Origin of the sequence: Neoroseomonas soli (assembly GCF_018129065.1) — a bacterium.
Taxonomy (GTDB): domain Bacteria; phylum Pseudomonadota; class Alphaproteobacteria; order Acetobacterales; family Acetobacteraceae; genus Neoroseomonas; species Neoroseomonas soli.
This window is the reverse complement of sequence record NZ_JAAEDM010000070.1, coordinates 1-24637: the sequence shown is the minus strand read 5'-3', so window position 1 is coordinate 24637 and position 24637 is coordinate 1. Positions and strand designations below refer to the sequence as shown.

Sequence of the window (24637 nt, the reverse complement as noted above, 5' to 3'; positions counted from 1 at the left end):
CGCCTGTGAACCGCGCCGCCCGCGCAGCGGCGGCGACCGCGCGCGGAACCGGCGCGCCCTCCGCCACGGGAACGACGGCGGGCACCTCGGCCCCCGGCGTGCCGCGGCGGAACCGGACGGCGATCATGGCGTCACGCTCAGCCCTCGTAATGCTCCGCGACCAGACGGTCGAGCATCCGCACGCCGTAGGCGGTCGCCCCCTTCGGCGCGGTCGGCAGGTCCTTGGTGCTCCAGGCGGTGCCGGCGATGTCGAGATGCGCCCAGGTCTTGCCCTGCACGAAGCGCTGGATGAACTGCGCCGCCGTGATCGACCCGCCGGGCCGCCCGCCGACGTTCTTCATGTCGGCGATGTCGGACTTGATCTGCTTGTCGTAGGCATCGCCGAGCGGCATGCGCCAGGCCGCCTCGCCCACCGCCTTGCCGGCGGCCTCGATGCGCTGCGCGAGCGTGTCGTCGTTCGAGAACAACCCGGCATGCTCGTGCCCGAGGGCGATGATGATCGCGCCCGTCAAGGTCGCGAGATCGACCATGAAGCGCGGGTCGTGCTGCTCGATGCAGTAATGGATGACGTCGGCGAGCACGAGCCGGCCCTCGGCGTCGGTGTTGATGACCTCCACCGTCTGGCCGGAGGCGGTCGTCACCACGTCGCCTGGCCGCTGCGCGGTGCCCGAGGGCATGTTCTCGACCAGGCCGATGATGCCCACCACGTCCGCCTTCGCCTTGCGGCCGGCGAGTGCGGCCATCAGGCCGACCACCGTGCCGGCGCCGGCCATGTCCCACTTCATGTCCTCCATGCCGCCGGCGGGCTTGATGGAGATGCCGCCGGTGTCGAAGGTCACGCCCTTGCCGATGAAGGCGAGCGGCTTGCCTACCTTCTTGCCCTTCGGCGCGCCGTTCCACTTCATCACCACCATGCGCGGCTCGTTGGCGCTGCCCTGCGCGACGCCGAGCAGGGCGCCGAAGCCGTGCTTCCGCATCTCCTTCGGGCCGAGGATCTCGACCTCGACGCCGAGCTTGGTCAGCGCCTTGCAGCGCTCGGCGCATTCGGCGGGCGTCAGGACATTCGCCGGCTCGGAGACCAGGTCTCGGGTGACGAACACGCCGTCGGCGACCGCCTGCATCGGCGCGAAGGCGGCCTTGGCCTTGGCGGCGTCGGAGACGGCGACCGCGACACGCTCGAGCTTCGGCTTGTCCTCCTCCTTCTCCGTCGTGCGGTAGCGGTCGAAGCGATAGGATTTCAGCAGCACGCCCATGGCCAGCGAGGCGGCGAAGGCCGGTTCCAGCCCGTCGGCGGCGACGACGGCCTCGCGTTCCTGCGCGAGCGGGCCGGCGATGGCGCCGCCGGCGGCCTCCGCCCCCGTGGCGGCGATGTCGGCGGGCTTGCCGAGGCCGATGGCGATCACCTTGGTCAGCCCCGCCCCGGGCGCCCAGAGGGTCGTCGTCTGGCCCTTGCGCCCCTTGAACTTCGCCGCTTCGAGCCCGCGGGAGATCGCGCCGCCGGTCGCCTCGTCGGCCTGCTTCGCGAGGCCCGCAAGCGGCGCTTCCTCGGCGAGCGGCAGGACCATGGCGCCGGCGCGCGGCAGTGCGGGCTTGACGAAGGCAATATCGGGCATGGGGACTCCGGGGCGGGGGCTCGTGCGAAAGAGGGCCGTCACCTTAGGCGCCGTGCGGCTTCGCGGCCAGTGCGGGGCTTGCCGGGCGGCCCGCCAACGGCCACACGGGTGAGCCATGGACCAGGATGCCCTGCTGACCCTCGCCGCGCGGCTCGCCGCGGAGGCCGCCGCCGCCATCAACGCCGTGCGCGCCGCCGGCTTCGCGGTGGAACGCAAGACCGACCGTTCCCCCGTCACCGAGGCCGACCGCATCGCCGAGGCACTGATCGTCGAGGGCCTGCGCGCCGCCACCCCCGCCATCCCCGTGATCGCGGAGGAGGAGATCGAGGCCGGCACCGCGCCCACCGATCCCGGGCGCACCTTCTGGCTGGTCGATCCTCTCGACGGCACGCGGGAATTCGCCGCGGGGCGGGACAATTTCGCCGTCAATGTCGGGCTGGTGGAGGATGGACGGCCGGTGCTCGGCGCCGTCGCGATCCCGGCGACGGGGGAAGTGTTCCGCGGCCGGGTCGGCCTCGGCGCCTGGAAGCGGGACGCGGCGGGGGACCGGCCGATCGCCGTGCGCGCCGCGCCGCCGGAAGGGCTGACCGTGATGGGCAGCCACCACTACCAGGACGACCCGCGCATGGGCCACTTCCTGCAGGGCCGGCAGGTCGCGCGCATCGTCAACATCGGCTCGGCCGAGAAGTTCTGCCGCGTCGCCGAGGGAACGGCGGATCTCTACCCGCGCTTCGGCCGCACGATGGAATGGGACACGGCCGCGCCGCACGCGGTGCTGGAAGCGGCCGGCGGCACGATCCGGCTGCTCGAGGGCGGCGGGCCGCTGCGCTACGGCAAGGCAGGCTGGGCCAATCCCGGCTTCGTCTGCGAGGGACGGCGCGCGTGACCCTGCTGCTCGGCGCGGAGGAGGTCGAACGCGCGGCGGCGCTGTTGCGCGCGGGGGACCTCGTCGCCTTCCCGACCGAGACGGTTTACGGCCTCGGCGCCGATGCGCGGAACGGGCGGGCCGTTGCCGCGGTGTTCGAGGCCAAGGGCCGCCCGCACTTCAATCCGCTGATCTGCCATTTTCCGGATGCCGAGGCAGCCTTCGCCGAGGTCGTCGCCGACGGCCGCGCCCGCGCGCTCGCCGCGCGGTTCTGGCCTGGCCCGCTGACGCTGGTGCTGCCGCGGCGGCCGGAAAGCCGCGTGGATCTGCTCGCGGGCGCGGGGCTCGATACCCTCGCGGTGCGCGTGCCGGGGCATCCGCTGTCGCTGGCGCTGCTGCGGGCGGCGGCGGTGCCGGTGGTGGGGCCGTCCGCGAACCGTTCGGGCGAGGTCAGCCCGACCACGGCGCGGCACGTGCTCGACGGGCTATCGGGGCGCATCGCCGCGGTGCTTGATGGCGGGCCATGCGAGGTGGGGGTGGAGAGCACGGTGCTCGACCTCGCCGCCGGCGAGGCGACGCTGCTGCGGCCCGGCGGCGTGCCGGCGGAAGCGATCGAGGCGGTGATCGGGCCGGTGGCGCGGCCAATGCCGATCTCGGCGACGCAGGCAAAAGGAGCGCTGCGCTCGCCGGGGATGATGCTCTCCCATTACGCCCCTTCCCTGCCGGTGCGGCTGGAGGCAAGGGACGCAGCGGCGGACGAGGCGCTGATGGCCTTCGGCCCACCGCTGCCGGGGGCGGGACGGGTGTGGCAACTCTCCGAGGGCCGTGACCTGCGCGAGGCGGCGGCGCGGCTCTTCGCCGGGCTGCGTTGGCTGGATGCGGAGGGGCAGCGCCTGGGGCTCGCCCGCATCGCAGTGATGCCGGTGCCGATGGAAGGGCTTGGCGCGGCGATCAACGACCGGCTGGAACGGGCGGCGGCGCCGCGCTGATCGCGGCGTGACCTTCACCGCCCCCGCTCACCCCCCCTGGCTGTCGCGCCGGCGCCGCCTATTGGCCCGGCACGCCGGCGCCGCGGTTGCGCCGGGACAGGCGAAGGCCAACCACATAGCCCCAGGTCATGTTGGGGCCGATCGTGGTGCCGGTGCCGATGCCGCGCGTGCCGATCGGATTCGCCATCGCCACGCCGGCGGCAAAGAGGCCAGGGATGACGCTGCCATCGGGGCGCAGCACCTCGCCATACTCGTTGGTCCGCGCGCCGCCCTTGGTCGCCAGGATCGCGCGGTTGAAGGGCACCGCCACATAGGGCGGGCGCCGGATGGGATGGATGCCGGCCCGGCGGCGCCTGTCGCCCGCCGCGGCGGGGTCGGGGCGTGCCGGGCGGCCGAAATCGCGATCCTCGCCTTCCTCGGCGAAGGCGTTGAAGCGGGCGACGCTCGCCGCCAGTGCCTCGGCCGGCACGCCGATCAGCCCGGCCAGCGCGGCAACGTCCGGCGCCTGGCGCAGCCAGCCCGGATCCGCCTTCGCCGCCCAGCGCACCGGCGGCACGCGGTCGAGCATGAGCGAATCGCTGATGACCCAGGCCGGAAGGTGCACCGGCTGGCCCGTCTCGGGGTCGCGCGAGTCGATCGCCTCGCCGATGTTGAAGGTCAGCTCGTTCATGAACCGCACGCCGTGCCGGTTCACCAGCATGGCGTTCGGCTCGGTGTGGAAGGGCACGGGCTGGGCCAGCAGCCGGCCTTCGTAGGGGGTCGGGACGGACGGCGTCAGCGTCGCCTGGTCCATGTGCGCCAAGGCCGCTCCGGCCGCCTCGGCCATGCGCTGCCCGTCCCCGTCATTGCCCGGCGGGCTGCCGAGGTAATCCACCGGCCCCGGGAAATGCCGCGCAAGCAGCGCGGCGTCCCATTCGAAGCCGCCGGTCGCGATGACCACGCCGGCCCGGGCCGACCAGGTCTCGCGCCCGCCACCGCGTTCCACCACCGCGCCGGTCACCGCCCCGTCGGCATCCTGCGTCAGTTCGACCGCCCGCGCCGACAGCATGACCTGCACGCCGAGGTCGAGGCACCCCCGCAGCAGGCCAGTGACCAGCGCCGTTCCCTTCCCGCGCGTATTGGTCAGCAACCGCCAGGCCAGCCTCGGCCAGAGCGAGAGCGCCGTGCGGTAGGGGTGGTGGTAGAGGTCCGTCGCCACGGCCTCGTGGTAGGTAAAAATCTCCGGGATGGTGGATTTCCGGATGCGGAAGGCGAAGCGCCCCGCTCGCCAGCGGCTGAGCGGCAGCGGCGACATCATCCGGCCCTGCGCCTTCGCCCCCGGCAGGGCGCGCAAAGGGTCGGGCTCCGGCGTCAGGGCGAAGCGGAGCGGCGTGCGCGCCTCGACGAAACGCAGCATCTCCGGCGCGGCGTGCACGAAGGCCTGCCACAGCGCGTCCTCGGTAGCCGCCCAGCCCTCGGGCGCAGCGGCGCGGACATAGGCCAGCGCCTCCTCGGGGCTGTCGGCGATGCCGGCCGCCGCAGCGAGGTGGTTCGCCGGGATCCAGGTGCCGGCGCCGGACATCGCCGTGGTGCCGCCGACCCGGTCCGTCTTCTCCAGCACCACCACGGACAGCCCCCGCGCCGCCGCCGTGAGAGCCGCCACCAGCCCGGCGCCGCCCGAGCCCAGCACCAGCACATCCGCCTCACGCGCCGTCATACGCCCCGCCCATGGTGATGATCCCCGTTTCCCATTGGCACCCGCGCGCGCGCGGCGCCAGATAGGGGAGGACAGAAGGAGAAACCCTGCCATGTCCGCGGTCCACGCCGAACCCGCCACCCGTGCCGCCATCCATCCCGAGACGCGCATCGGCCATGTCCACCTCAAGGTCGCCAACATCGACCGCGCGCTGGCCTTCTGGCGCGACGTGGTCGGGCTTGAGGAACAGCAGCGCTACGGCGACCAGGCGGTCTTCCTCTCGGCCGGCGGCTACCATCACCACATCGCCCTCAACACCTGGGAGAGCAAGGACGGCGCCTGGCCGCCGCCGGGCACCACGGGGTTGTTCCACGTGGCGCTGCTCTACCCGTCCCGCACGGCGCTCGCGAACGCGCTGAAGCGGCTGCTCGAAGCCGGCTGGCCGCTGGAAGGCGCGTCGGACCATGGCGTGTCCGAGGCGCTCTACCTGCGCGATCCGGACGGGAACGGGGTGGAACTCTACCGCGACCGCGAGCAGGCCGACTGGCCGCGGGATGCCAATGGGAAGCTGGCGATGGTCACGCGGCGGCTGGACCTGAACGCGCTGCTTGCAGAAGCCGCGTAACGACGGAGGGGCACCGCCCCTCCGGACCACGACCCACTGACGCTGCGGGCAAGGCCAGCGACAGCCCATCGCCCGAAAGGCCTTCGGAAACCACCTGCTGGCCGCAGGTTCCGGTGTCCAGAGGCCTTTCGGCCTCTGGCGGGGTGAGGTTCGGAGAGGGGCAGCGCCCCTCTCCGGCTCTGTCAGCCGGCTTCCTCGCGCAGCATCTCGAGTTCCAGCCATCGTTCCTCGGCCACCGCGAGCGCGGCCTGCGCCTTGGCCAGCGACTCCGTCGCCTTGCCGAAGCCGGCGGGGTCACGCGCGTAGAATGCCGTGTCGTGGACCTTCGCCTCCAGCGTCGCGACCTCGGCCGTCAGCGCCTCCATGCGCACGGGCAGCGTCTTGAGTTCATGCTGCTCCTTGGCATTGAGGCCCTTGCGGCGGGCGGGCGGGGCCGCGCGAGGCGCGGGCTCCGCCTTCGGCATGGCCGGCGAGGCCTTCGCCGCCTCGGCCGCGCGTGCCTTCACCCCATGGCCGCGCTGCGCGACCATATCGGAATAGCCCCCGGCGTATTCCTGCCAGCGCCCCTCCCCTTCCCACGCGATCACGCTTGTCACCGTGCGGTCGAGGAAGTCGCGGTCGTGGCTGACCAGGATGACGGTGCCGGCATAGTCCGCGACCAGTTCCTGCAGCAGGTCGAGGGTTTCGAGGTCGAGGTCGTTGGTCGGCTCGTCGAGCACCAGCAGGTTGGACGGCCTGGCGAAGGCGCGCGCCAGCATCAGCCGCCCACGCTCCCCCCCGGACAGCGCCGAGAGCGGCGTGCGCGCCTGCTCCGGCGTGAAGAGGAAGTCCTTCATGTAGCCGATGACGTGGCGCGGCTGGCCATTCACATGCACCTGGTCGCCACGTCCCTCGGTCAGCGCCGCGGCGAGCGTGACGGAGGGATCGAGGCTCGCGCGCCGCTGGTCGAGGCCGACCATCTCCAGCCCCGTGCCGATGCGCACCTCGCCTGAGTCGGGCGCGAGCACGCCCGTCAGCATGTTGAGCAGCGTCGTCTTGCCCGCGCCGTTCGGCCCGACGATGCCGACGCGGTCGCCGCGGATGATGCGCGTCGAGACATCGCGCACGACGAACCGTTCGCCAAAGGCCTTGGAGATGCCCTCCGCGGCGATGACGAGATTGCCGGACCCCGCCGCCTCGGCCGCCGCCATGGTCACGCGGCCCGGCGCGGTCACGCGCTCGCGGCGCTTGGCGCGCAGCGTGTGCAGGTTCTCGAGCCGGCGGACATTGCGCTTGCGCCGGGCGGTGACGCCGTAGCGCAGCCAGTGCTCCTCCCGCACGATCTTGCGGGCGAGCTTGTGGGCCTCGCGCTCCTCGTCCTCGAGGACCTGGTCGCGCCATTCCTCGAAATGGGCGAAGCCGCGTTCGAGGCGCCGCGTCGTGCCGCGATCCAGCCAGACCATGGCGCGCGACAGGCCTTCGAGGAACCGCCGGTCGTGGCTGATCAGCACCAGCGCGGAATCGAGCGCGGCGAGTTCGCCTTCCAGCCACTCGATCGCCGGCAGGTCGAGGTGGTTGGTCGGTTCGTCCAGCAGCAGGATGTCCGGCGAAGGCGCCAGGGCACGAGCGAGCGCGGCGCGGCGCGTCTCCCCGCCCGACAGCGCCGCGGGCTTTTCCACGCCGGTCATGCCGAGCTGTTCCAGCAGGTAGCGCGCCCGGTACGGATCATCCGCCGGCCCGAGCCCCGCCTGCACATAGGCCATGACGTCCGGGAAGGCGGAGAGATCCGGCTCCTGCTCCAGGTAGCGGACGGTGGCACCCGGCTGGACGAAGCGGGTGCCGCCTTCGGCCTCGATGATGCCGGCGGCCACCTTCAGCAGCGTGGACTTCCCCGACCCGTTCCGGCCCACCAGCGCGAGCCGTTCCCCCGGCGCCACGGACAGCGACGCCCCTTCCAGCAGCCTGGTGCTGCCGAAGCCGTGCCGGATGTCCGTGAGAAGCAGCAGCGGAGGCGGAGCCATGATCGTTTCCAGGCGGGGTCCGGGGTGGCCCGGCCGCTCCAGGGCACCCATCGCCGGTGCGTTGCAACGGCGATGGGACCCGGACGGCGGGGGCGGCGCCCCCGCGGGTCAGGCCAGCGTGGCCGATCGGGACCTTCGCGCCAAAGGCGCGCCGGTCAGCGGACGCGCATCACCCCGCGAAGGGATCCCGCATCATGATGGTGTCGTCGCGTTCCGGGCTGGTGGAGAGCAGCACGATCGGCGCCTCCACCAGTTCCTCGATGCGGCGGACGTATTTCACCGCCTCGGCCGGCAGTTCGGCGTAGGAGCGGGCGCCCCTGGTGGAGCCTGACCAGCCCTGCATCGTCTCGTAGATCGGCTCGGCCGCCGCCTGGGCGCGGAAGGCCGCGGGCAGGCGCTTCACCACCTCGCCGTTGATGCGGTAGCCGGTGCAGATCTTCAGTTCCGGCAGGCCGTCCAGCACGTCGAGCTTGGTCAGCACCAGGCCCTGGATGCCGCCGACCTTCACCGCCTGGCGCACCATGCAGGCATCGAACCAGCCGCAGCGGCGGGGGCGGCCGGTGACGGTGCCGAACTCGCGGCCGCGTTCGCCGAGCAGCTTGCCCGTCTCGTCGTGCAGTTCGGACGGGAACGGGCCGGAGCCGACGCGCGTCGTGTAGGCCTTGGCGATGCCGAGCACGAAGCCGATCGCATCCGGCCCGACGCCCGCGCCACCCGCGGCATTGCCCGCGACCGTGTTCGACGAGGTGACATACGGGTAGGTCCCGTGGTCCACGTCCAGCATCACCGCTTGCGCGCCCTCGAACAGCACGCGCTTGCCGGTGGCGCGCGCCTCGTCCAGGCGCTCCCACACCGTGTCGGCATAGGGCAGCAGCTTCGGCGCCAGCGCGAGCAGCCCGTCGAGCAGGTCCTTCTTGCTGAATTCCGGCGCGCCGAGGCCGCGCAGCAGCGAGTTGTGGTGCAGCAGCAACTCGTCGAGCTTCGCGCTCAGCGTCTCCGGCTCGGCGAGGTCGCAGAGGCGGATGGAACGACGGCCGACCTTGTCCTCATAGGCCGGGCCGATGCCGCGGCCGGTGGTGCCGATCTTGTCCTGGCCGCGCGCCGTCTCGCGCGCGCGGTCCAGCGCCGGGTGCAGCGGCAGGATCAGCGGCACGTTCTCGGCGATGCGCAGGTTCTCGGGGCCGACCTTCAGGCCCTGGGCGGTGACCTTCTGGATCTCCGACAGCAGCGCCTGCGGGTCGAGCACCACGCCGTTGCCGATGATGCCGAGCTTGCCGCGCACCACGCCCGAGGGCAGCAGCGACAGCTTGTACGTCTCATTGCCCACCACCAGCGTGTGGCCGGCGTTGTGGCCGCCCTGGAAGCGCACCACGATGTCGGCGCGGCTGGCGAGCCAGTCCACCACCTTGCCCTTGCCCTCGTCGCCCCACTGGGCGCCGATCACGGCGACATTGGCCATGGCCGATCAGTCCTTCGTCACGAGCGGGACGGGTTTGCCGTCCTTCAGTTCATGGGTGCAGCGCAGGCGCTGCGGCGTGTCCTCGGGCGCCAGGGCGGCGACCGTCGCGAAGCCCTGGGCGCGGAATTCCGCGCCATCCGCGCCGATGGGCACAAACAGGCGGGGCCGCGGCGGCACCACCGGCGCCGCGCGCAGCACCGCGTCGGGATAGAGCGACATGCCCGTCGCCGGTTCCTCGTTCTGCGACATGTAGCGCCCGCCGCGGGCGAGTTCCCCGCTCATGCCCGGCCCATAGAGGGTGAAGGCGACCCCGGTATGGTAGCGGAAGCCGCGGAACTCGACCGGGTCGAGCGTGATGCGCAGCCCCGGCGCGCGGGCCCGGATGGCGGCCAGGACGGCGGCGGCGTTCTCGGCGATGGCGTGGGCGGCGGGAGGCAGGTGTGCCTCCTCCAGCGCCGCCAGCGCGCCATCGGCCGGTCCGGCGGCGGCCATCAGCCCGGGCAGCACGGCGAGCACGCCGCCCACGGATTCGACCAGCGTCGCCACCGCGGCGCTGTCCTTGCGGTCCAGCGCACGCGCCAGGCGCTGGCGCAGCGGCGCATCCGCCCCCGCGGCCTCGAGCAACGCGGGGACCATGGTGGGCAGGGTGACGTCGAGGCTGACCTCGGTCACGCCGATGGCGGCCAGCGCCTCGACCGCCACGGTCGCGACTTCCGCATCGGCCGCCGGCGCGGCGCCGCCGATCATTTCGACCCCGGCCTGCGGCAGTTGGCGGGAGGGGGCGAGCTGCGTCCCGCGCACCCGCAGCACCTGGCCGGCGTAGCAGAGGCGCAGCGGCCGCGCCTCGGCCCCCAGCCGCGTCGCGGCGATGCGGGCGACCTGCGGCGTGGTGTCCGCGCGCAGGCCCATCATCCGCTGGCTGACCGGGTCCATCAGGCGGAAGGTCTGCTCGGCCACCGCGGCGCCGGAGCCGGCCAGCAGGCTGTCCTCGAATTCCAGCAGTGGCGGCTTCACGCGCTCGTATCCGTGCGCGGCGAAGACGGCCATCATCGCCTCGACCAGCGCGGCCTCGCGCTCGGCCTCGGGCGGCAGCAGATCCACTAGGCCCGCGGGCAGCAGGGCAGGATTGGGCAGGTCGTCGGTCATCTCAGGCGGCAGGGTGTGGCAGGGGCGGACGGGCGGGGCAACCCCTGCCTCTCCTGGCCGGGGTGCTGCCCCCATCCTGCCACGAGCGCGCCGCCGGGCGGCCATGCGCCGGGGCCAGGATGGCATCGTCGCCTTCAGGCCCCATCAACCATACGGATCCCAGGCCGCGGGCCTTGAACGCGGCCGGCACACGAGACCCCACCATGTCCGGGAACATCGACCAGCCCATCACCCTCGCCCCGTCCGACGCCGTCAGGGAGCCCTGGCGGGCAGAGCATGTCGGCCAAGGCTTTGCCATCGGCGTGCTTCTCGCCCTGCCGCTCTGGGCCCTGATCGTCGGGGTGGCCTGGGCGGTGCTGTAAAAGCGGCACGTCAGACGCGACACGTCCGGCCAACCGGCGACCCCGGATCACCTTCGCGCTTCCCCCACTCCACCCGCTAGCGCAATGATCTGCTCCGCCGGCGGAGACGGAGGGACACATGCCGCGAAGGATCATCCTGGGCCTGTTGCTGCTCGCCGCCTGCGGGCCGACGCAGCCGCCGGATTTCAGCTACGGCGGCCGTGGATTCCAGCCGGAGAACGCACGGCTCAACCTCTCCTACGCCGAGCGCAATTTCGGCGACATGTCCCGCTACCGGGGCAAGCCGGCCGAGGCCGCAGCGGCCCTCGCGCAGTTCGAGGCGGCGATGGACGGCATGCGCCGGCCCAACAGCGACATCATGTTCCCGCGCACCCGCTACGAGATGCTGCTCAGCGCCATCCGCGAGGTGCGCGGCGCCACCGGCATCCCGATGGAGGTGCTGCCCTCCGTCGCGTCCCAGGCGCTGGCCGGCGCCGTCGGCCCGCTGACGGCCGGCGACGCGGCGGGCATCCGGCGGGCGCTGTCGAACCCGGCCTTCACCCTCGGGCCCGATGCGACGCTGGCGCGGCTGACCAACCTGCCGCCGCTGCCGGCGCTGGAATCGGTCGCACCCGCGCTGACCTTCGCCGCCGGGAACCCATAAGGCGCCCGGCGGCGGCGCCCGCGCGGGCGCATGGCGTCAGAAGGCCAGCGGCGTCGCCTGCACCACCAGCGGGAGGTTCCGCACCCCGGCCAGCACCGTATCGGGCATCGGGCCGTCGAGGCCGACGAGGCAGATCGCATCGCCGCCCGGCGCCGAACGGCCGAGGTGGAAGGTGGCGATATTGATCCCGGCATCGGCCAGCGCCATGCCGAAGCGGCCGATGAAGCCCGGCCTGTCCTGGTTGGTGACGTAGAGCATGTGCGGCGCGAAATCGGCCTCGACCGAGATGCCCTTGATCTCGACCAGCCGCGGCTTGTTCTCCGCCAGCAGCGTGCCGGCGATGGACTTCTCGTAGCGGTCGGTCACGACCGTCAGGCGCACCAGCGTCTGGTATTCGCCGCTGCGCTCGACGGTCGTCTCGGCCACCTCGATGCCGCGCTGCTTCGCCAGCACCGGGGCGTTGACCATGTTGACCGCGCCCATCAGGGGGCCGAGCACGCCGGCCAGCACTGCGGCCGTCAGCGGGCGGCGGTTCAGTTCCGCCGCGTGGCCTTCGTATTCGACACGGATGGCCTTGATCGCATCACCCTGCGCCGCCGTGAGCTGCCCGGCCATGCCGCCGAGCAGGCGCACCAGTTCCATGTAGGGCTTGAGGCGCGGGGCTTCCTCGGCCGTGACCGAGGGCATGTTGATGGCATTGGAGACGGCGCCGGACAGCAGGAAGTCGGCCATCTGGTCGGCCACCTGCAGGGCGACGTTCTCCTGCGCCTCGGCCGTCGCGGCGCCGAGATGCGGGGTGCACACCACATTCTCCAGCGCGAAGAGTGGGCTGTCGGTCGCGGGCTCCGTCTCGAAGACATCGAGCGCGGCGCCGGCCAGGTGCCCGGACTTCAGCGCATCGAGCAGCGCAGCCTCGTCCACCAGCCCGCCGCGGGCGCAGTTGATCAGCCGCGCGCCGGACTTCATGCGCGCGATGTTCTCGCGCGAGAGGATGTTCTTCGTCTGCTCCGTCAGCGGCGTGTGCAGCGTGACGAAGTCGGCGCGGTGCAGCAGGTCGTGGAGTTCCACCTTCTCCACGCCGAGTTCCAGCGCCCGCTTCTCCGACAGGAAGGGGTCGAAGGCGACGACGCGCATCTTCAGCCCGATCGCGCGGTCCGCGACGATCGAGCCGATGTTCCCGCAGCCGATCAGGCCGAGCGTCTTGCCGAACAGCTCGACGCCCATGAAGCGGTTCTTTTCCCACTTCCCGGCCTTGGTGGAGGTGGACGCCTCCGGGATCTGGCGGGCGAGCGCGAACATCATCGCGATGGCGTGCTCGGCCGTGGTGATGGCGTTGCCGAAGGGCGTGTTCATCACCACCACGCCGCGCGCGGTCGCGGAGGTGACGTCCACATTGTCCACGCCAATGCCGGCGCGGCCGACCACCTTGAGGTTCGGCGCGACCTCCATCAGTTCGCGCGTGACCTTGGTGGCGGACCGCACCGCGAGGCCGTCATAGGCGCCGATGATCTCGCGGATCTCGGCGGGCTTGAGGCCCGGCTTGAAGTCCACCTCGATGCCGCGGTCCTTGAAGATCTGGACGGCGGCGGGGGAGAGCTTGTCGGAAATCAGGACCTTTGGGGTGTTCTTGAGCATCTCTCAGGCCACCACGATTTCGGATTCGACGGTGGCGAGTGCCCAGTCGAGCCAGGGCAGCAGCGCCTCGATGTCGGAGGTCTCGACCGTCGCCCCACCCCAGATGCGCAGGCCCGGGGGCGCATCGCGATAGGCGCCGGCGTCCAGCGCGACGCCTTCCTTCTCCAGCAGCGAGGCGATCTTCTTCGCCGCGGCCGCCTGGGCCTCGGCGCCCATCACGGTGAACCAGGGCGCGGTGATCTTCAGGCAGATCGAGGTGCAGGACCGCGTGGCCGCGTCCTCGGCCAGGAAGTCGAAGCCCGGCTCGGTCGCGACCCAGCGCGCGATGGCGGCGAGGTTCGCCTCCGACCGCGCGATGAGGCCCTTCAGTCCGCCGATGGATTCGGCCCATTTCAGCCCGTCGATGGCGTCCTCGACGCAGAGCATCGACGGCGTGTTGATCGTCTCGCCCTTGAAGATGCCCTCGTTGAGCTTGCCGCCCTTGGTCATGCGGAAGATCTTCGGCAGCGGGCGGTCTGGGGCGAAGGATTCCAGCCGCGCCACGGCGCGCGGGGACAGCGCCAGCATGCCGTGCGCCGCCTCCCCGCCCAGCACCTTCTGCCAGGACCAGGTCACCACATCGAGCTTGTTCCAGGGCAGGTCCATGGCAAACGCGGCGCTGGTCGCGTCGCAGATCGCGAGGCCCTCGCGCGCATCGCTGATGAAGTCCGCATCCGGCAACCGCACGCCGGAGGTCGTGCCGTTCCACACGAAGACCACGTCGCGCGCCGGATCGACCACGGACACATCGGGCAGCTTGCCGTAGGGCGCCTCGATGATCCGGGCGTCCTTCAGCTTGAGCTGCTTGGCGACGTCCGTCGCCCATTCCTTCGAGAAGGATTCCCACACCAGCACATCGACGCCACGCGCGCCGAGCATCGACCACAGCGCCATCTCCACCGCGCCGGTGTCCGACGCCGGCACGATGCCGAGCCGCCAGTCCGCAGGCATGCCGAGCACGGCCTTGGACCGGTCGATCACCTCGGCGAGGCGCGCCTTCGGATCCTTCGCGCGATGGCTGCGCCCGAGAAGCGCGCCTTCCAGCGCGGCCAGCGTCCAGCCGGGACGCTTCGCACAGGGACCGGAGGAGAAACTTGGATTGGCCGGCCTTGCGGCCGGACGGGGGGACGCCGGACGGAATCCGGGCGTGGGGGTGGCGTTCGCCATGATGCAGCTCCCTCTCAGAAGCGGATGCGCCCCGGTGGGGGGGCGTGGCCCGGGCGGAGGGTTACGCCCGCGGCCCCTTCCCGATCAAGCCTTGATCGACAGGTTGATGATCGACGTCATCGCATCGCTGGATTGCGCGGAGGCTGACGCCACGGCCTTGTCCGCCGCCGCGATCAGGTAGCGCTCGGCGAGTTTCCGCACCGCGCGGCCATCCTGCAGGGCGTCGATCTTCAGCCGGGAGGATACGGCGCGGCCCTGCGCCTCGACGGATTGGATCGCGATCCGGTCCGGCAGGCCGAGCGCCCCCGTCACCACCCGCCGCAGGACCGGGTCCCCCAGCACGTCGTAGACGTCATCCGCGTTGCGCGCCGATTCCAGGAAGTACAGTGCATCCGACAGGCCGGCCTGCTGGTCATCCAGCCCGGAGCGATACTGGTACTTGAGGAAGGCATCCGAGAGCCGCTGGACCATCGCCGGATCGCGCAGCCCGTCGAGCCCGGTCTTGTGGACGCCGAGGGTATTCGCCGCCGCCTTCCAGGTCGCCCCGAGCGCGGCGGCCAACCCCTTCCTGTCATCCGGGTCCGAGAGCAAGGCGCGCTGCACCAGGCCGGCATTGCCCTCCTGCCCCGCAAGGCCGAGCGCGGGCAGCAGCACCTTCAGGATGCGCGGGTCCCGCAACGCCTTCTCGATGCTGCCGGCCTTGTCCAGCGCGGTGCGGAACTGCGCCAGCGCGGAAAGCGTGACCGGGTCCTTCTTCTCCCGCGCGATGCCCTTGGCCTCGGCGCCCTCGGCGGTGGCGCGCCGCAGGGCCGGGATCGCCGCCGCCGCCCCGCCGGAGGACGCGCCAGAGGCCGAAACCCCGAACAGCGCCTGCACCTGGTTGAGCGAAAGGACCATGGCGCAGCATGGCCCCAGCGAGGGTGAAGGCGCGGTTAACCCGGCACGCGGGACGGGTCGAAGGTCACCGCATGATCGAGCGGCCCATGCCCCGCGCCATAGCCCGGCGCCGACGCGATCGCCGCCCGCACATAGGCCCGCGCGCGGACCACCGCATCCCGCAACGACATCCCCTGCGCCAGCCCCACGGCGATCGCGCTGGCCAGCGTGCAGCCCGTGCCGTGGGTGTGCCGCGTGGCGATGCGCGGGGAGACGAATTCCTCCGCCCCCTCGGTCGTCACCAGCAGGTCGGTCACGACATCGCCCTCGAGATGCCCGCCCTTCAGCAGCACCGCCGGCACGCCCAGGCCGCGCAGCGCCGCCGCTGCCTCCCGCATGTCCGGCACGTCGCGGATCGGGCGGCCGACCAGGACCTCGGCCTCCGGCAGGTTCGGCGTGATGACGGTCGCGAGCGGCAACAGCCGCGCCTTCAGCGTCTCCACCGCATCGGGCGCCAGCAGCGGATGGCCACCCTTGGCGACCATCACCGGGTCGGCCACCAGCGGCACGCCCCTGGCCCGCGCGGCGATCTCCTCGCACACCGCCTCGATCACCGGGACGTCGTGCAGCATGCCGGTCTTGAGCGCATCGGCGCCCAGATCATCCATCACCACCGCGATCTGCTGGCGGATGAAGTCGATCGGCACGCCGGCCACGCCGTGCACGCCCAGCGTGTTCTGCGCCGTCAGCGCGGTGATCGCCGTCATGGCGAAACCGCCCAGCGCCGTCACCGTCTTGATGTCGGCCTGGATGCCGGCACCACCGCCGGAATCGCTGCCGGCGATGATGAGGACTCGTCCCTTCATGGTCGCTCCATAACTCGGGGGGAGAAGGGAACTTCTCCCCCCGAACCCCCCTCAACCTTCTTTGGCCTTTGGGGACTGACAGCGGAAGCCGGTGCCCAAAAGAACAAAGAAGGGAGGGGGTTCGGGGGAGGTTCATCCTCTCCCGACCTTCTACGCCGCCCGTGCCTTCGCCCGGATCGTCTCCGCCAGCCGCGCCACCGTCGCCTCGACCAGCGCCTCTTCCTCGGCCTCCGCCATCACGCGGATCACCGGCTCGGTCCCGCTCGCGCGGATCAGCACGCGGCCGCGCGCGCCGAGCGCCGCCTCCTCCGCCGTGATCGCCGCCTTCACGCCCTCGTCGGCCAGCGGCGAGGCGCCGGCATAACGCACGTTCACCAGACGCTGCGGCAGGGGGGTGAAGCAGCGCAGGGCCTCGCTCGCCGGGCGTCCCTCCTCGACCAGCACGGCGAGCACCTGCAGCGCGGCGATCAGCCCGTCACCGGTCGTGCCGAAATCCGGCATGATCATATGGCCGGACTGCTCCCCGCCGAGGTTGCACCCCGTCTCGCGCATCCGCTCGCCGACATAGCGGTCGCCGACCGCGGTGCGCAGCAGCTTCAGGCCGCGCGTGCCGAGGAACCTCTCCAGCCCCATGTTCGACATCACCGTGGCGACCACGGCGCCGCCGCGCAGCCTTTCCTGCGCGTGCCAGGACCGCGCGACCAGGGCCAGGATCTGGTCCCCGTCGACGAGCTGGCCCAGCTCGTCCACCAGCACGACGCGGTCCGCATCGCCGTCCAGCGCGATGCCGAGGTCGGCCCGCCGCTCCCGCACGATCTCCGCCAATTGAGCCGGTGCCGTCGATCCGACGCCGCGATTGATGTTGAACCCGTCCGGCGCGACGCCGATGGAGACGACCTCCGCCCCCAGTTCCCACAGCACCGTCGGCGCCACCTTGTAGGCCGCGCCATGGGCGCAATCGACGACAATGCGCAGCCCTTCCAGCGTCAGGCCGCGCGGGAAGGATGCCTTGGCGGCCTCGATATAGCGCCCCGGCGCGTCCTCGAGCCGGCTGGCGCGGCCGAGCCTGCCCGGCGCGACCAGCGCGCAGGCGAGGTCGCCGTCCATCAGCGCCTCGATCTCGCATTCCTGCTCATCGGTCAGCTTCAGCCCGTCCGGGCCGAACAGCTTGATGCCGTTGTCCTCGTAGGGGTTGTGGGAGGCGCTGATCATCACGCCGAGATCCGCGCGCAGGGACCGCGTCAACAGCGCGATCGCCGGCGTCGGCAGCGGGCCGACGATGACCACGTCCATCCCGGCGCCGATGAAGCCCGCGGTCAGCGCCGGTTCCAGCATGTAGCCGGACAGGCGCGTGTCCTTGCCGATCACCACCCGGTGCCGGTGCGTGCCGCGGTTGAAATACCGCCCGGCCGCCTGGCCGAGCCGCAGCGCCGTCGCCGCGTCCATCGGCGCCCTGTTGGCGGTGCCGCGGATGCCGTCCGTGCCGAAGAGGCGTCGGCGGGCGGGCGGCGGGGTCGGTGAGTCCTTGGGCATGTCGTGCTCCTCGCGCGCTTCCCTACCGCGCGGGGGCCGGCCGCGTCCATGCGCAGCCTCGGATTGGCGCGGGCCAGGGCCCATGCTGTGCTCCCGCGCACGACGACAAGGAGTGACCGACCATGCCCACGCCGCCGACCGAGCAGGTTCCCGCCATCCACCACCGGCGCGTCGGGGATATCACGCTGACCGCGGTCAGCGACGGTTTCCTCGACGGTTCCATGTCGGTGCTGCAGAATATTTCGCCGGAGGAAGCCTCGGACATGCTCCGCGCGGTCTTCCGGCCGGTGCCGCGGCGCACCTCGCTCAACTGCTTCCTGGTTCATGCCGGCGGCCGCGTCGCGCTGATCGACACCGGCGCGGGCACCCACATGCAGGCCAGTTCCGGCAAGCTGCCGCGCAACCTGGCCGCGACCGGCGTGACGCCGGCCGAGATCGACACGGTGCTGCTGACCCATATGCACCCCGACCATTCCAACGGCCTGGCCACCGCCGAGGGCTCCGCGGCCTTCCCCAATGCCGAACTCGCCATGCATGGGGCGGAGCACGCCTACTGGACCAGCGAGGAAGCCGAGGCCGAGGTCGCCCGTTCCGGCCAGGGCGTGCCCACGGGCGGCGCCTACTTCCCCATGGCGAAGCGCCAGATGGCGCCCTACGCCGACCGCCTGCGCCTGTTCCAGGGCGGGGCCGAGGTCTTCCCCGGCGTCACCGCCATGCATTTCCCCGGGCATACGCCGGGGCACTGCGGCTACCTGATCGCCTCGGGCGGGCAGTCGCTGCTGATCTGGGGCGACATCGTCCACCTGCCCGAAGTGCAGGTGCCGCGCCCCGAGGTGACCATCCAGTTCGACGTGGACCCCGCCCAGGCCGCGGCGACGCGCCGTCGGGTCTTCGACATGGTGGCGACGGAGAAGACGCACATCGCAGGCATGCACCTGCACTTCCCGGGGACGGCGCATCTGGCGCGGGAGGGCGGCGGCTACCGGCTTTATCCGGAAGCCTGGGCGCAGGCGCTGTAGCAGGACAAGCCCTGGCCCCCGCGCTCCCCCATCGAGGGGCGTGGGGGCCTCGGGACCGAAATCGGCTTCCAACGGCCCTTCGGTCCTCGGCGGGGACGAGGAGGCAGCGCCCCGCGCTTCATGCAAGCCTGGCCTCTCGGGCCCGCGCCTGCGGCTCCCGGAAATCGATCTCCTCCCGGATGCATCGCGGGAACCTTGCCGACGCCTCCCCGCATGGCGCGGCGCCGGAGACGGTCATGGTCGATCCGCGCCCCCTGGGCGGCAGGTTGGCCGGATACGCCTGTGGAAAAGTCGAGGCTTGCCAAGGCGCTGATGGCGCGGAATCATGAACGAAACGGGAACATTAAATTGCCTGTAACAAGGCCGGGGGGGAGTTGGCAAGCCCTCTGATCGCCACCCCATGTGGTGGTTCTGTGACTGTGGCAAGACTACATCTTGTGGTCAGACCCCATGCGGCGGCAGGATGTGCGCCCAGGGGATGAGTATTGCGGGGGGGTGTAGCCGTGTTCGACGCTGTGCAGCTTGAGGGCCATGGTCAGGTCCGTATCGACCGTTCGCGCGACGCGCTGCTGACCGATTTCGGGAAGGCGACGCTCGACGACCGCTACCTCCTGCCCGGCGAATCCTACCAGGACCTCTTCGCGCGCGTGGCGTCGGCCTACGGCGACGACGCGGCCCATGCCCAGCGCATCTACGACTACATCTCGCGCCTCTGGTTCATGCCGGCGACCCCGGTGCTCTCCAACGGCGGCACCACCCGCGGCCTGCCGATCTCCTGCTTCCTCAACGAGGCCTCGGACAGCCTCGACGGCATCGTCGGCCTGTGGAACGAGAATGTCTGGCTGGCGGCCAAGGGCGGGGGCATCGGCTCCTACTGGGGCAACCTGCGCGGCATCGGCGAGAAGGTCGGCAAGAACGGCAAGACCTCGGGCGTCATCCCCTTCATCCGGGTGATGGACAGCCTGACGCTGGCGATCTCCCAGGGTTCGCTGCGGCGCGGCTCGGCCGCCTGCTACATCCCGGTGAACCACCCGGAGATCGAGGAATTCCTCGAGATGCGCCGCCCCACGGGCGGCGACCCGAACCGCAAGGCGCTCAACCTCCATCACGGCGTGCTGCTCTCCGACGCCTTCATGCGCGCGGTCGAAGCGGACGAGGAATGGGCGCTGCTGTCGCCGAAGGACGGCGCGGTGATGCGCAAGGTCTCCGCGCGCAGCCTGTGGATTCGCATCCTCACGGCGCGCATCGAGACGGGCGAGCCCTACATCATCTACTCCGACCACGTGAACCGCGCACGGCCGGAACACCACAAGCTCGCGGGGCTGGAGGTGAAGACCTCCAACCTCTGCTCCGAGATCACCCTGCCCACCGGCCGCGACCAGCATGGGGAGGAGCGGACGGCGGTGTGCTGCCTCTCCTCGCTCAACTGCGAGACCTGGTTCGAGTGGAAGGACGACCCGCTCTTCATCACCGACGTGATGCGGTTCCTCGACAACGTGCTGCAGTCCTTCATCGACACTGCGCCCGATTCGATGGCGCGGGCGAAGTACAGCGCGATGCGCGAACGCTCCGTCGGCCTCGGCGTGATGGGCTTCCACTCCTTCCTGCAGAAGATGAACGTGCCCTTCGAATCCGTCGTCGCGAAGGTGTGGAACAAGAAGATGTTCAAGCACGTCCGCGCACAGGCGGACGCGGCTTCGCGCCTGCTGGCCGAGGAGCGCGGGCCCTGCCCCGACGCCGCCGAATACGGCTTCATGGAGCGGTTCTCGAACAAGATCGCCATCGCGCCGACGGCCTCGATCTCGATCATCTGCGGCGGCGCCTCGCCGGGCATCGAGCCGATCGCGGCCAACGTCTACAACCACAAGACGCTGTCGGGCTCCTTCATCGTGCGCAACCCGTACCTCGCGACGGTGCTGGAGAAGCATGGGCGCAACGACGACGAGACCTGGACCACCATCACCGTCACCAAGGGCTCGGTGCAGCACCTCGACTTCCTGACCGAGCAGGAGAAGGCCATCTTCAAGACCGCCTTCGAACTCGACCAGCGCTGGGTGATCGAGCACGCGGCCGATCGCACGCCCTACATCTGCCAGTCGCAGTCGGTGAACCTCTTCCTGCCGGCCAATGTGCACAAGCGGGACCTGCACCAGATCCACATGAGCGCGTGGAAGAAGGGCGTGAAGTCGCTCTATTACTGCCGCTCCCTGTCGATCCAGCGCGCGGACACGATCAGCGAGAAGGTGGTCGGCCAGGGCGACATCATGGCCGCCCATGTGCCGAGCCGGCAGGAGGCGACGCTGCCGCTGGCGGCAGCCCAACCGGCGGGGAACTCGAACAACTACGAGGAATGCCTGGCCTGCCAGTGACAGGCCGCCGGAGAGGGGCGCCGCCCCTCTCCGGACCTCACCCCGCAAAGGGCCGAAAGGCCCTTTGAACCCGATGCCGGGACACGATCATTCAGGTGGGCGGCCGGCGGCACAGGCACGCCACACCGCCAGCGCCTGGACGGTTTCGGCCACGTCGTGAACGCGTAGAACGGAGGCGCCGCGCGCGGCGCCGGCCAGGGCGCCCGCCACGCTGCCAGGGACGCGCTGGCCGGCCTGCTCCACGCCCGACAGCGTCCCGATGAAGCGCTTGCGCGACACGCCGAGCACCACCCGGCACCCCAGCGCCATCAGCAGCGGCAGGCGGTCGATCAGCGCCAGGTTGTGCGCCAGCGTCTTGCCGAAGCCGATTCCAGGATCAACGGCGATCCGGCCCCGCGGAATGCCGGCCGCCTCGCAGGCCGCCACGCGGTCCCGCAGGAAGCCCGCCACCTGCACCACGACATCGTCATAGGTCGCCAGCGACTGCATCGTCGCCGGGTCGTCGCCCGGCATGTGCATCAGGATCACCGGCGCCTCGGACCGCGCGACGACATCCAGGGCCGCTGCATCGTGGCGCATCGCAGAGATGTCGTTGACGATCTCCGCCCCGGCATCGAGCGCCGCGCGCATCGTCGCCGCATTGCGCGTGTCCACGCTGACGGGGGCCGCCTTCGCGAGTTCGCGCACCACCGGCAGGATGCGCGCCGCCTCATCCTCCGCCGTCACCGTGGCGGAGCCGGGGCGGGTGGATTCGCCGCCCACATCGATGATGTCCGCGCCGGCCTCCAGCATCGCGTGTCCCGCCGCGATCGCCGCGTGCGGGTCGAAATGCCGCCCGGCATCCGAGAAACTGTCCGGCGTGACGTTGACGATGCCCATGACCAGCGGCCGGTCCGTCGGCAGCCCGGCGAAGGGCGCGGGGCGCTGGGCAAGGGTCTGCATCTGCTCCTGCCAGTCCTCCGGCACCTCGCGCACGGGGCCGACGCCGAGGTCCTCACCGTCCTCGATCAGCCGGACGAAGGCGAAGGCGATGTCGCCCCCCTGCAGCGGCAGCGCGAAGCCTTCGCGCAGCGCGTGGAAGGCGACAGGGCCGGTGATGAGGCCAAGAGGTTCGACGAAACGGCCAGGGACCATCGGAAGGGCTCCGCCCCTCCGCGCCACCCCGCCAAAGGCCGAAAGGCCTTTGGAAACCAATACCTGGCGCTGGGCATGACGGGAGGGGTCAAAAAAGGAAAGGGCGCGCCTCGCATAGCGCGCCCCGTATCGGTGTCCAGAGGCCTTTCGGCCTCAGGGGTTCCCATGTCCGATGCTTCGCATCGGACATGGGAACCCAGGCGGGAGGGTTCGGGAGGGCAGAGCCCTCGTGGCTCAGGTCGCCGGCGCCGCCCCGGGATTCAGCCCGGGCGGCCGCGGGCTCGCCGCCCGGCCGGCCGAAGGCACGCTGCCGCGGCCGAGGTTCACCGGCTCGTCCGGCCGATTGCGCACGATCGGCTCGCCGCGGATCACCAGCCGGATCTCGTCGCCCGACAGCGTCTCGTGCTCCAGCAGGCCCTTCGCCAGCAGGTGCAACTCATCCATGTGCTCGGACAGGATGTGCTTCGCCCGCGCATAGGCGCCGTCGATGATGGCGCGGATCTCGCCGTCGATCTTCTGGGCCGTGGCTTCCGAGACATTCTTGGTCTGGGTCACGGAATGGCCCAGGAAGACCTCCTGGCTGTTGTCGCCGTAGGCGATCATGCCGATCACATCGGACATGCCCCATTCGGTGACCATCATGCGCGCCTGGTTGGTCGCCATCTTGATGTCGCCCGATGCACCGTTCGACACCTTGTCCGGCCCGAAGATCAGTTCCTCCGCGACGCGCCCGCCCATCGCCATGGCGAGTTCGGACTTCAGCTTGGACTTGTGCTTGGAATAGCGGTCGCCCTCGGGCAGCGACATCACGAGCCCCAGCGCGCGGCCGCGCGGGATGATCGTCGCCTTGTGCACCGGGTCGCATTCCGGCTCGTGCATCGCGACCAGCGCGTGGCCGGCCTCGTGGTAGGCGGTCATGCGCTTCTCGCCGTCGGACATCACCAGCGAGCGCCGCTCGGCGCCCATCAGAACCTTGTCCTTCGCCGCCTCGAACTCCGCCATGCCCACGGTCCGCCGCCCGGTACGCGCGGCGAGCAGCGCCGCCTCGTTCACCAGGTTGGCGAGGTCCGCACCCGAGAAGCCCGGCGTGCCGCGCGCGATCACCTTCGGATCGACGTCGGAGGCCAGCGGCACCTTGCGCATGTGCACGCGCAGGATCTTCTCGCGCCCCATCACGTCCGGGTTCGGCACGACCACCTGGCGGTCGAAGCGGCCCGGGCGCAGCAGCGCGGGGTCCAGCACGTCCGGCCGGTTGGTGGCCGCGATGATGATGACGCCTTCATTAGACTCGAAGCCGTCCATCTCCACGAGCATCTGGTTCAGCGTCTGCTCGCGCTCGTCGTTGCCGCCGCCGAGGCCAGCGCCGCGATGGCGGCCGACCGCGTCGATCTCGTCGATGAAGATGATGCAGGGGGCGTTCTTCTTGCCCTGCTCGAACATGTCGCGCACGCGGGATGCGCCGACACCCACGAACATCTCCACGAAGTCGGAGCCCGAGATCGTGAAGAAGGGCACGTTCGCCTCACCCGCGATCGAGCGCGCGAGCAGCGTCTTGCCGGTGCCCGGGGGGCCCACCAGCAGCACGCCCTTCGGGATCTTGCCGCCGAGGCGCTGGAACTTCTGCGGGTCGCGCAGGAAGTCCACGATCTCCTCGAGTTCGGCCTTGGCCTCGTCGATGCCGGCGACGTCGTCGAAGGTGACGCGGCCCTGCTTCTCGGTCAGCAGCTTGGCCTTGGACTTGCCGAAGCCCATGGCGCGCCCGCCGCCGCCCTGCATCTGCCGCATGAAGAAGATCCACACGCCGATCAGCAGCAGCATCGGGAACCAGGACATCAGGTAGTGCAGCAGCGGATTGACGTCGCTCTCCTCCGGCCGCGCCACCACCCGCACGTTCTTCTCGGTCAGGCGCGAGACGAGGCTCGGGTCCTCCGGCGTGTAGGTCTGGAACGACCGCCCGTCAGCGAGCTGGCCCGAAAGCGTCCGGCCCTGGATCGAGACCTCCCGCACATGGCCGGCGTTCACTTCGTTCAGGAAGTCGGAATACGCGACCTGCTGCGCGCCTGCCCGTCCACCGCCAGAAGGCTGGAACAGGTTGAACAACGCTACCAGCAGCAGGGCCACGATGACCCAGAGCGCGAGGTTCCGGCCGAAATTGTTCACGTGCGGTTGTCCGTCTCCGTGCCGGTCGGAAAGGCCCGCCGGCGTTCTGCACTAACACATAAGGTCGGCTGGACCGCGCTTGAATGGCCCGCCGGAAAACTCCGCCCCCGCATGTCTTCCCTCCGTCGCCCGCATGAAGGACAGGGCGAAGGGCGCGCAGGCCGAAAATGAAGGATAATCCATCGCCGGCACCGCGGCCAGCACGCCGTGAGGGTCCCGGATGGCCGGCAGCGCCCGCAGCACGGAAGCCGGCAGGGCGGAGCATCGGCGCAGCCGCGCCGCCTCCTCCCCCAGCGCCCCGATCCGCCAGCCCGCCCGCCCTGGCCCGTCCAGCCGGAATCGCCCGTCCCACAAGGCGCCGCGCAGGGCCTCGACCGGCGGGCCCGGCATCCCCGGGTCCCGCACCACCAGCCAGCGGCCGCCGGCCGCCGGCCGCAGCCAGGCCCCCGCCAGCGTCCCGCC

Annotated in this window: 19 protein-coding genes and 1 pseudogene; 7 read left to right on the top strand and 13 right to left on the bottom strand. The window is 71.2% G+C overall.

The features are described from left to right. Nucleotides 1-137: 137 nt before the first annotated feature. Nucleotides 138-1613, bottom strand: coding sequence for a leucyl aminopeptidase (locus GXW76_RS19745; protein WP_211863819.1), 1476 nt, complete (start codon nucleotides 1611-1613; stop codon nucleotides 138-140). Nucleotides 1614-1728: 115 nt separating this feature from the next. On the opposite strand from GXW76_RS19745, the gene cysQ reads away from it, so the two are divergent. Both cysQ and GXW76_RS19735 read left to right on the top strand, forming a co-directional pair. Beyond that, nucleotides 1729-2499: a 3'(2'),5'-bisphosphate nucleotidase CysQ gene (gene cysQ, locus GXW76_RS19740; protein ID WP_211863818.1), complete on the top strand. Its 771-nt coding sequence runs from the start codon at nucleotides 1729-1731 to the stop codon at nucleotides 2497-2499. Beyond that, on the top strand, nucleotides 2496-3467 hold the full coding sequence (locus GXW76_RS19735) for an L-threonylcarbamoyladenylate synthase (protein ID WP_211863817.1): 972 nt from the start codon (nucleotides 2496-2498) through the stop codon (nucleotides 3465-3467). Before cysQ ends, GXW76_RS19735 begins: the two co-directional genes overlap by 4 nt. A 58-nt stretch (nucleotides 3468-3525) precedes the next feature. Here the strand turns inward: GXW76_RS19735 and GXW76_RS19730 are convergent, their stop codons facing one another. Further along, a complete protein-coding gene (locus GXW76_RS19730; protein ID WP_211863816.1) occupies nucleotides 3526-5163 on the bottom strand; it encodes an FAD-dependent oxidoreductase in 1638 nt (545 codons plus the stop codon). A 91-nt stretch (nucleotides 5164-5254) separates the two neighbouring features. Here GXW76_RS19730 and GXW76_RS19725 point away from each other — a divergent pair, with 91 nt between their 5' ends. After that, nucleotides 5255-5767 carry a VOC family protein gene (locus GXW76_RS19725; protein ID WP_211863815.1) on the top strand — a complete coding sequence of 171 codons (513 nt, stop codon included), beginning with the start codon at nucleotides 5255-5257 and terminating at the stop codon, nucleotides 5765-5767. A 182-nt stretch (nucleotides 5768-5949) separates the two neighbouring features. On the opposite strand, the gene GXW76_RS19720 is transcribed toward GXW76_RS19725, so the two are convergent. The 3 genes from GXW76_RS19720 to GXW76_RS19710 all read right to left on the bottom strand — a co-directional run bounded on the left by GXW76_RS19720 (nucleotide 5950) and on the right by GXW76_RS19710 (nucleotide 10372). Beyond that, nucleotides 5950-7767 carry an ABC-F family ATP-binding cassette domain-containing protein gene (locus GXW76_RS19720; RefSeq protein WP_211863814.1) on the bottom strand — a complete coding sequence of 606 codons (1818 nt, stop codon included), beginning with the start codon at nucleotides 7765-7767 and terminating at the stop codon, nucleotides 5950-5952. A gap of 169 nt (nucleotides 7768-7936) precedes the next feature. Beyond that, complete coding sequence (locus tag GXW76_RS19715; RefSeq protein ID WP_211863813.1) at nucleotides 7937-9226, bottom strand: adenylosuccinate synthase; 1290 nt, start codon at nucleotides 9224-9226, stop codon at nucleotides 7937-7939. 6 nt (nucleotides 9227-9232) lie between these two features. After that, nucleotides 9233-10372 (bottom strand): ATP phosphoribosyltransferase regulatory subunit, encoded by a 1140-nt coding sequence (locus GXW76_RS19710; protein WP_211863812.1) that lies wholly within the window; start codon nucleotides 10370-10372, stop codon nucleotides 9233-9235. Between the two features lie 203 nt (nucleotides 10373-10575). On the opposite strand from GXW76_RS19710, the gene GXW76_RS19705 reads away from it, so the two are divergent. Together GXW76_RS19705 and GXW76_RS19700 are read left to right on the top strand one after the other, a co-directional pair. Then, entirely contained in the window at nucleotides 10576-10734 is a 159-nt protein-coding gene (locus tag GXW76_RS19705; RefSeq protein ID WP_211863811.1) for a hypothetical protein, read from the top strand. A gap of 118 nt (nucleotides 10735-10852) precedes the next feature. Further along, a complete protein-coding gene (locus tag GXW76_RS19700) occupies nucleotides 10853-11377 on the top strand; it encodes a hypothetical protein (protein WP_211863810.1) in 525 nt (174 codons plus the stop codon). A 36-nt stretch (nucleotides 11378-11413) separates the two neighbouring features. On the opposite strand, the gene serA is transcribed toward GXW76_RS19700, so the two are convergent. The 5 genes from serA to glmM form a co-directional block, all read right to left on the bottom strand. Beyond that, a complete protein-coding gene (serA, locus tag GXW76_RS19695; protein WP_211863809.1) occupies nucleotides 11414-13012 on the bottom strand; it encodes a phosphoglycerate dehydrogenase in 1599 nt (532 codons plus the stop codon). A gap of 3 nt (nucleotides 13013-13015) precedes the next feature. Beyond that, nucleotides 13016-14218 (bottom strand): phosphoserine transaminase, encoded by a 1203-nt coding sequence (locus GXW76_RS19690; RefSeq protein ID WP_211863808.1) that lies wholly within the window; start codon nucleotides 14216-14218, stop codon nucleotides 13016-13018. An 84-nt stretch (nucleotides 14219-14302) separates the two neighbouring features. After that, nucleotides 14303-15115, bottom strand: a complete 813-nt coding sequence (locus tag GXW76_RS19685; RefSeq protein ID WP_211863807.1) for a DUF1217 domain-containing protein — start codon at nucleotides 15113-15115, stop codon at nucleotides 14303-14305. Between the two features lie 35 nt (nucleotides 15116-15150). Beyond that, a complete protein-coding gene (gene thiD / locus GXW76_RS19680; protein WP_211863806.1) occupies nucleotides 15151-15960 on the bottom strand; it encodes a bifunctional hydroxymethylpyrimidine kinase/phosphomethylpyrimidine kinase in 810 nt (269 codons plus the stop codon). A gap of 150 nt (nucleotides 15961-16110) precedes the next feature. Beyond that, the gene (glmM, locus tag GXW76_RS19675) at nucleotides 16111-17493 is read right to left on the bottom strand and encodes a phosphoglucosamine mutase (RefSeq protein WP_211863805.1); all 1383 of its coding nucleotides are present in this window, start codon (nucleotides 17491-17493) and stop codon (nucleotides 16111-16113) included. A gap of 122 nt (nucleotides 17494-17615) precedes the next feature. Between glmM and GXW76_RS19670 the strand changes: the two genes are divergently transcribed. Together GXW76_RS19670 and GXW76_RS19665 are read left to right on the top strand one after the other, a co-directional pair. After that, nucleotides 17616-18512: an MBL fold metallo-hydrolase gene (locus GXW76_RS19670; protein ID WP_211863804.1), complete on the top strand. Its 897-nt coding sequence runs from the start codon at nucleotides 17616-17618 to the stop codon at nucleotides 18510-18512. A gap of 503 nt (nucleotides 18513-19015) precedes the next feature. After that, the gene (locus GXW76_RS19665; protein WP_211863803.1) at nucleotides 19016-20881 is read left to right on the top strand and encodes a ribonucleoside-diphosphate reductase subunit alpha; all 1866 of its coding nucleotides are present in this window, start codon (nucleotides 19016-19018) and stop codon (nucleotides 20879-20881) included. An 87-nt stretch (nucleotides 20882-20968) separates the two neighbouring features. Here the strand turns inward: GXW76_RS19665 and folP are convergent, their stop codons facing one another. From folP to GXW76_RS19650, 3 genes and pseudogenes are all read right to left on the bottom strand, one after another. Beyond that, nucleotides 20969-22015: a dihydropteroate synthase gene (folP, locus tag GXW76_RS19660; RefSeq protein ID WP_211863802.1), complete on the bottom strand. Its 1047-nt coding sequence runs from the start codon at nucleotides 22013-22015 to the stop codon at nucleotides 20969-20971. Between the two features lie 234 nt (nucleotides 22016-22249). Beyond that, nucleotides 22250-24175: an ATP-dependent zinc metalloprotease FtsH gene (gene ftsH / locus GXW76_RS19655; RefSeq protein ID WP_211863801.1), complete on the bottom strand. Its 1926-nt coding sequence runs from the start codon at nucleotides 24173-24175 to the stop codon at nucleotides 22250-22252. Nucleotides 24176-24226: 51 nt separating this feature from the next. After that, nucleotides 24227-24637: pseudogene (locus GXW76_RS19650) on the bottom strand (hypothetical protein); the annotation flags it as partial.